Source organism: Hufsiella arboris (assembly GCF_009834875.1).
Lineage (GTDB): Bacteria > Bacteroidota > Bacteroidia > Sphingobacteriales > Sphingobacteriaceae > Hufsiella_A > Hufsiella_A arboris.
Genome location: NZ_WVHT01000003.1, coordinates 545,551 through 553,096, shown reverse-complemented (window position 1 = coordinate 553,096; position 7,546 = coordinate 545,551). Strand labels below are relative to the sequence as shown.

Sequence of the window (7,546 nt, the reverse complement as noted above, 5' to 3'; positions counted from 1 at the left end):
TGATATCTATTACGTGAGCCTTCCACCGCCGCCTCCGCCACAGCCACCTGTTGCGCAGGGACCACCGCCGCCGCCACCACCCAAGCCTAAACCCGGCGTCATCTTTCAGCTGGATAAGGTCTACTACGATTTCGACAAATACAACATCCGGCCAGATGCGGCCAAAGCGCTTGACGAACTGGCAGCCTACCTGCAGCAGGACCCGGAACAGCGGGTGGAATTGAGAGCACATACCGACTCACGCGGACCAGCCATCTACAATCAATGGCTATCGGATGAGCGGGCCAAGTCAGCAAAGAAGTACCTGGTAAACAAAGGCATCGAAGCAGCCCGGATGGATACCCGCGGCTTTGGGGAAACGCAATTAGTGAATGGCTGCAGCGACGGCGTCAAATGTACACCGCAGCAACATCAGATGAACAGAAGACTGGAGGTGAAAATGCTGGATTGAGATATTCAATGTAGACGCGTGGCTTAAATGTTGGTCCGGACGACATACTTATAACCAAAGGTGTGCAAATGGCCCTTTATCTGTGTTCGCAAGTGCTTATTTCTAAAAATGACGTCGTTATTGCGGGGGATCCAGGATATAACGGCGCTAATGAAGTTTTCGAACAAGCAGGCGCCAGCCTGGAGCTGGTGCCCGTTGATGAATTTGGAATTGACTTAAATGCCATCGAGGCTATCTGTAAAATGAAAAAGGTAAGATTGGTATACGTGATACCGCACCATCACCAGCCAACTACCGTAACACTTTGTGCCGACAGGCGGATGCGCTTACTGGAGCTGGCGAAAAAATACCGGTTCGCTATTATCGAAGATGATTATGATTTTCATTATGCCTGCAGTCCTGTTTTACCGCTGGCCAGCGCGGATTACTATGGAAACGTAATCTATGTCGGTTCGTTGGGGAAGATCATTGCGCCAGGCATCCGGATCGGTTTATGGTAGCGCCGAGAAATTTCCTGGCCCGGGCGACGCGACTCTGTAAGTTAATCGACCGGCAGGGTGAGCACCTGTTAGAAGAAGCTATTGCGAATCTTTTAAAAAACGGCGATATCGGGCGACATCTTAAAAAAGCGAATAAGCTTTACCAGGAAAGGAGAGATGAACTTTGCCGCTTATTGAATGAACATTTAAGTGGTTATATAACTTTTAAAGTTCCTACGGGCGGATTTGCAATATGGGCCAGGTACCTCCATAATCTTGAACCAGCAGCGGTTTCGCAAAAGGCAGCGGAAATGGGCCTGACGATTGGGAGCTGCCCGAACTATTTCCATGACCGGAATTTTAAGCACCAATTCGTCAGGCTTGGATTTGCGTCAATGAATAACAAAGAAATGGAAGAAGCAGTCCTGATTTTAAAACGGGCGATAGAAAAGTTAATTTGACGATTTACCTTTGTTAATCAGTGAGTAGTTTAGTTCACTTTGGCACTTACAGGAAAACACAACGGAGCTGTAGGTTTTCTTTTATAAGCAAGCTTTGACAAATGAATGGGCTGCGCCGTGGCGTTTCCTTCCGTGATATGCAAAAACTGGTTGGCCGCAATATTTTTAAAATGTTGTATAGTCGGGCTCCCGGCCCATTTAATTTCTATATCACTGATTAACGTCGCTTTGCCAACACCAATTTCCTGCCGCAAAGGCGACGATCCGAAACTGCCGCCTGAATTGACCACTTTGTAAACAGTTCTTCTGATACCATTTTCTATAAAAGTCAATTTAATTAGGCTGCCAATGCCCGCTTTGTTCGCCTTAACACCTTCCAGTTTCAGACTGATCCAGTTATTGTGTTCAAACCCGGGATTAAGGTAGAGAGACGCGGGATAAGCATCGCCTTGTGCAGTGCCGCCCATGTCAATGTAAACATCCTGCAGGCCGCAATTTCTAAAATCTGCGAAAGCTACACCATGGCCTTTTTGAAGGTTGCCGGTTCTGGATGATGTAGTTACATCAGCGAACTTTTTGCCTTGTATGTTTTTAAAAAGCTTGTTTGGGACAAGAGAACGGAAATCGGGATTCCCGGTGCCGAAATACATATCCGGGAAACCGTCGTTATCGATATCGCCAAAATTAGCACCCATTGCGAAAACAACTTTTTCAAGTCCTGCTTTTTTTGAGACGTCTGTAAATGTGCCGTTTTTATTGTTTTGAAATAATATAATATTTCCTGCTCCGCTTACGGGTTTACCCAGTGCCTCGGCGGCGGCAAAATAACCCAGTGAAGTGCTGATATCGCGAAAGTCATAACTGCAGGTTAGCAGATCGGGCCAGCCATCATTGTTATAGTCAAAAAACCAACAGCCAAATGTTTTGTTATTATTTCCTCTGATTCCGGCATTTGCCGTAACATCTTCAAATTTAACTTCCCGACCTTGCCTGGTTATATTTTTTAACAGATACTTCTCGCCATTAATCGATGAGATGTATAAGTCGGGACGGCCGTCGTTATCAAAATCACCCGATGTGACGCCCTTAACATAGGCGGTTATCGCACTCTGCGAGTTTTTACCCTGCTCTGTAAATGTCCCATCCTGGTTGTTGATGAATAATTTGCAGGGATGAACGCCGCCCGGCTCCGTGTTTTTTGAATTTTCAGCACCCACGAACACATCAAGCCAGCCATCACTGTTAAAGTCTGCCCAGGTTGCTGTTTGTGTGGGTTGGTAAGAAAGAAGGCCGCTTGCAGCGGTAACATCAGTAAAGGTCCCGTCGCCGTTATTTCGAAGTAATGAAGCAGGTTCGTTGCCAAATCCGTTTGTAAGCCAGCCACCTCTCAGAACGAAAATATCTAAATAACCATCATTGTTATAATCCGTTTGCTGGATGTTGAGCCCGCCGGTAATTCCGTCCAGGCCGGTGTTTTTAGTAAGATCGCTAAAACTTCCGTCCTTATTGTTCTGGAAGTAATGCATGGGATCCCCGGTTCCCATGGAAGAAGTAAAAATATCCAGGTATCCATCGTTGTTAAAATCATCGGTAATAACACCGCCTGCCTTATTGTTTACATCCAGTCCAAGCTCAGAAGCGATATCTGTAAAAGGCGTTACATGAATGCCGGTATCAAGGTCAAGATCCGGGATGAGCAAACTGCGGGGAACATTGCCAGGGTACTGGCCGAGCGTCATATACGCGATGTTTAACAGCCATCTGGATTCGAGATCATCCGGATTAGCTTTTAGTAATTGTTTATAGATTGTAATTGCTTTTTCGGAACCGGTTTTCAGCTGATGTATGCCATCATCTTTTATGGGGAATATACATGATCCGCCGGAATGGTTTATCATACAGTTACTCCGTTCGCCAACGCGCATATAAGCAATCGCGGCCTCTGGTAACATCTGCTTGCTTACTTCGGGATTCATTCGGTCAAGGAGGTCTTCATAAATTAATGAGGCCTGTTTTTCTTGTCCTGTTTTTACCAGTAAGCTGGCCTTTACATAATTTAAAAAATTGAGATCCCCACGTTGGCTGGTCTTTTTTATAGTGGAGTCACAACGGAGCAACTGGGCCTCAGGACTGTCGGGATTTTTAACACTGAAATTGCGTTTATTGATATCAGCTAATATCTTCACCATCTCTTTATGCGGGTTATGGCATCCCGTAAACAAGAATATAAGGACAGGTGGAATTGTTAACAGCCAGCGGTGTGTTTCGAGACGAATGTCAGGCCTTTTATTAAACGTCATTATCGCTTCACGATATTGCTGTTGTCAGCTCATTGATAGAAATAGTAGCTTGATTTCAGGAAACCAGGTAGTAGTTTGAATTCAAAGGAAAGATAAAATATTCAGGCCTGATAATTATCTTTTAACTGTAACATTTTGTTTACCAGTATTTTGCTGATGAGGTTTTCAGGCGGTAAAAAAAAGCCCCACCGGGAAGGTGAGGCTGAAGGCCAAATCTGGGTCTAAACTAACGAAGGTGTATTTGTATTTATTGAGCTGGCAACTATTCGCTTTAATTTCGACTTTAACGTCCGCTGTTAGAAGCTTCAGACACAGGCGGTTTCCCGGAGCTTGCTCCCCACAGTTTATATCGTTTATATTGAGTTTGAAGCCTTGATTGAAAGCTTTCCCAGTTTTTTGATGTTTTCGGACTCCATAATACTTCGCTCAATGCTGTCATTCGCGGGAAGATCATATATTCCACCTTAGACGGGCCGGGAATATACTCGGTCCACAAGTTGGCTTGCGCACCAAGGATATACTGCTGCTCATCGGCCGCAAGCTCTTTCGGAATTGGTTCATAATTATAAACTTTTTCCAGCGGAATATATCCGCCAATGGTTAATGAATCATCGGGTTTTGACTGCGCATAATCGAAATAGACATAGGTTGTAGGGGTCATAATCACCTGGTGATGCTGTTTAGCTGCTTCAATGCCGCCGGCCTCACCTCTCCAGCTCATTACAAGAGCGTTTGGAGCCAGTCCTCCTTCCAGTATCTCATCCCATCCGATAACGGTTTTGCCCTTACTGTTAATGTATTTTTCCATCCGCTGAATGAAATAGCTTTGGAGCTCATGTTCATCCTTCAGATTATTTTCTTTAATTCTTTTCTGGCATTTCGGGCATGTCTTCCAGCTGTCTTTCGGACATTCATCGCCGCCAACGTGTACATATTTAGCTGGGAAGAGCGGGATCACTTCATCTATCACATCCTGCAAAAAGTTAAATACAGAATCGTTTCCGGCACAAAAGACATCTTTAAAAACTCCCCAGGTTTGCTGTACATGATATGGACCGCCGGTACATCCCAGATTTGGGTATGCTGTTAGCGCTGCGGAAGCATGTCCCGGCATTTCGATCTCAGGAATGATGGTTACGTAACGTTTCGCGGCATATTGAACCACACCTTTAACTTCCTCCTGGGTGTAAAAGCCGCCATAACGGATGCCATCATTTCCTGTTCCGGGGTATTTGCCGATAATAGTTCCATTACGATAACCACCAACCTGGGTAAGCTGCGGGTATTTTTTGATTTCGATGCGCCATCCCTGGTCGTCTGTCAGATGCCAGTGGAAGTAGTTCATTTTATGCAGGGCGATGTAGTCGATATACTTTTTTACAAATGATACCGGGAAAAAATGACGCCCTACATCAAGGTGCATACCGCGATACGCGAACCTTGGCTCGTCCTTAACGGAAATAAACGGAACGTTTAATTGTGCTTTTTTTTCTGTTGGCAATAGCTGAATAAGGCTTTGGATTCCGTAAAAGACTCCTGACGGGTCGGCTGCCTGGATGTGTATCAGGCCTTTTGATACGTTTAAGCTGTAGCTGCCTTCCTTACCTCCGGAATCTTTTGAAATATCAAGCTTGATTTTGTTTTTGCTTCCCTTCGCCGGCAAACTTTTCAGGCCGAAACCATAAACCTGTATAAGGTAGTCGTTAAAAAAGTCTGCCGAGTTTTGCGTAGCCGAACTGTTCTCCAGTAACGTTTTCTGATTAATGATAAAACTCCCTGAATTTGCAGGGAAGCTTATTTCCGCTGGTTGGGGAATTATGGCAGGCTGTGCAAAAACAGCTTTTACACTTCCAAGCATGGTGAGGCCTGACAATAAAATTGAAAATATCTTGTTTCTCATTCCGGAATATAATTGGTGTCAGGGATTAAAGATAGAATTTATCCGGCGTTTTGCAATACCCACCGGGCAACACCTAAATGAGATTTTGATCAGTCCGTTTGTATTAAAAAGCGCTGAAGGTCATCTGCCGTTTTGAGTTTTTCTCCTGAATGCTTTACAAAGCGACTTGCCGTCGGGCCGTTAAAAAATGACTGTTCCAGGTTCGTAAATTCGCCTAATTGTTTTACACCGAACCTGTGTAAGTTGGTTTCATTTTATAAATCGAAACATTTTCCCGTGGTTATCTTGAAATTTTTGTTAATGGATTGCCCTATCTTGGGATATTCTGAAATCAATAATAGGCATCATGAAAAAGTTCATCGTTTTTGTTGCGCTGATCGCATTTTCAAGCGCATTATCCGCACAACAAGTCAGACGGGGTAAAGCAGGAACTCCCGGAACCTGGCGGGTGATAGGAACCACGCAAGCCCGGTTCACGGCTGATCACGATGGCATTGTTGTCACGCCGCCTTTCGACAATTTTCGGCGGGTACAGATTAAAGTGACGGATGCTCCTTTACGATTGGTGAAAATGCAGGTAACTTATGGCGACGGTGCTCCGGATATTCTGCCTGTCGCTTTGGACATTCCTCAAGGTGGGACAAGCAGGGCAATAGACCTGCGCGGTGTAGGCACCAGGCATATCCGGCGAATCGATTTTTGGTATGATACCCGCGGCGTTGCCCGTGGGAGAGCAAACGTAACGGTATTGGGAATGAAATGATGCAGGCCAGCATAAATTACTACGCGTTTCCCTGGTTGCTGAGGATAGATGCCTGGTTAGTGGTTCTGGTGCTTTTCATAATGATGATCGTAGCCATATGGCTTGGCACGAAGCTCGGTAAGCGTATACAAGCTGCCGATAAAGCCGAAGAAAATCCCTCCAACAGCACACTTTATGGATCGCTGTTCGGCCTGCTTGCTTTTTTGCTTGGATTTACTTTCAGCATGAGCGGCACACGCTATGAAGCGAGGCGCCAGGCATCGATTGCCGAAGCAAATGCAATTGGTACCGCACTGTTGCGGGCCGACCTTTACCCTGATTCAATTAGAGTTATATTACGCAGCGAATTCAAAGGCTATTTATTGGCACGCATTGAAAATATAATGGCCGGAACCAATATAGACCAGGTAAACGATGCTGATAAAAGGGCCGACCGTTATTCGCGACTCTTATGGACGGAAGCGACACGTTTCGCCGCGCAGCAGCCAAACGTAATTATTTCAGGCCAGATGATTCCTGCACTTAACGCGATGTTTGACAGTGCCTCCAATACAAAATATAGTGAACTCATGCGCGTGCCCCAATCAATCGTGATCATGTTATTTATCCTTTCGATTACGTCTGCTTTTTTTGTTGGCTACAATTCAGTAGGTAAGGGTCGGTTTGACTGGACGATCGCTGTAGGGTTTTGCATCCTTATCTCAACAGTTATTTTTATAACACTTGACCTCGACCGCCCGCGCCGCGGGTTGATTAAGCTGGAAACCTCCCAACAATCAATGATCGATTTGATGCCCCAATTTGATAAGAAGCAATAGTTGGCGTATCAGGATGTTTAAAAGAGCATCTATCATGCTATTTGAATTTCCTCTCTCTTAACACTGCTGTTTCTGGCTGTCGATTCGTATAATCAAACCACTAGAAAGGACTGGTAAAAGGAAATACTGGTGCCTTTATAAAATGACAATATCTTCGAGAATTGACACTCGATCAGATTGTTACATACGGCACGCTTCGCATTTTGCCATACTCAAACGCTTGATGGAAAAAAGAATACCGATGTTTTGTTAAAACAAATCGCTGAAGGTTTTGTCAATGAAACAGTTCCTACGGAGGAAGCATAAGGTTTAATTGTTTAATTTTTTTTAACTGTGCAGACTGTAAAGTCTGCACAGTTTTTTTGTTTTATGAG

General features: G+C 44.8%; 6 protein-coding genes and 1 pseudogene. 5 read left to right on the top strand and 2 right to left on the bottom strand.

What is annotated here, in order from left to right; translation table 11 throughout:
* The 3 genes and pseudogenes from GS399_RS09355 to GS399_RS09345 form a co-directional block, all read left to right on the top strand.
* Positions 1 to 451: OmpA family protein (locus tag GS399_RS09355; RefSeq protein WP_160844339.1), on the top strand; the 451-nt coding region annotated here is incomplete at its 5' end.
* A gap of 38 nt (positions 452 to 489) precedes the next feature.
* Positions 490 to 951, top strand: a pseudogene (locus GS399_RS09350) (aminotransferase-like domain-containing protein); the annotation flags it as partial.
* Positions 945 to 1,391: an aminotransferase class I/II-fold pyridoxal phosphate-dependent enzyme gene (locus GS399_RS09345; protein ID WP_160844337.1), complete on the top strand. Its 447-nt coding sequence runs from the start codon at positions 945 to 947 to the stop codon at positions 1,389 to 1,391. The pseudogene GS399_RS09350 and the gene GS399_RS09345, both read left to right, overlap by 7 nt.
* Before the next feature lie 29 nt (positions 1,392 to 1,420).
* On the opposite strand, the gene GS399_RS09340 is transcribed toward GS399_RS09345, so the two are convergent.
* Positions 1,421 to 3,691: a CRTAC1 family protein gene (locus GS399_RS09340; protein ID WP_160844336.1), complete on the bottom strand. Its 2,271-nt coding sequence runs from the start codon at positions 3,689 to 3,691 to the stop codon at positions 1,421 to 1,423.
* Positions 3,692 to 3,974: 283 nt separating this feature from the next.
* Positions 3,975 to 5,591, bottom strand: a complete 1,617-nt coding sequence (locus tag GS399_RS09335; protein ID WP_202409416.1) for a beta-N-acetylhexosaminidase — start codon at positions 5,589 to 5,591, stop codon at positions 3,975 to 3,977.
* Between the two features lie 346 nt (positions 5,592 to 5,937).
* On the opposite strand from GS399_RS09335, the gene GS399_RS09330 reads away from it, so the two are divergent.
* Both GS399_RS09330 and GS399_RS09325 read left to right on the top strand, forming a co-directional pair.
* Positions 5,938 to 6,354 carry a DUF2541 family protein gene (locus GS399_RS09330; RefSeq protein WP_160844335.1) on the top strand — a complete coding sequence of 139 codons (417 nt, stop codon included), beginning with the start codon at positions 5,938 to 5,940 and terminating at the stop codon, positions 6,352 to 6,354.
* On the top strand, positions 6,351 to 7,172 hold the full coding sequence (locus GS399_RS09325; RefSeq protein ID WP_160844334.1) for a bestrophin-like domain: 822 nt from the start codon (positions 6,351 to 6,353) through the stop codon (positions 7,170 to 7,172). Before GS399_RS09330 ends, GS399_RS09325 begins: the two co-directional genes overlap by 4 nt.
* The last annotated feature ends 374 nt before the right edge of the window (positions 7,173 to 7,546 follow it).

What these genes read in the sequence shown, in the direction of transcription:
- GS399_RS09340 (WP_160844336.1), bottom strand. Translation starts at nt 3,691, where the DNA reads ATGACGTTTAATAAAAGGCCTGACATTCGTCTCGAAACACACCGCTGG.
- GS399_RS09335 (WP_202409416.1), bottom strand. Translation starts at nt 5,591, where the DNA reads ATGAGAAACAAGATATTTTCAATTTTATTGTCAGGCCTCACCATGCTT.
- GS399_RS09330 (WP_160844335.1), top strand. Translation starts at nt 5,938, where the DNA reads ATGAAAAAGTTCATCGTTTTTGTTGCGCTGATCGCATTTTCAAGCGCA.
- GS399_RS09325 (WP_160844334.1), top strand. Translation starts at nt 6,351, where the DNA reads ATGATGCAGGCCAGCATAAATTACTACGCGTTTCCCTGGTTGCTGAGG.
- GS399_RS09345 (WP_160844337.1), top strand. Translation starts at nt 945, where the DNA reads ATGGTAGCGCCGAGAAATTTCCTGGCCCGGGCGACGCGACTCTGTAAG.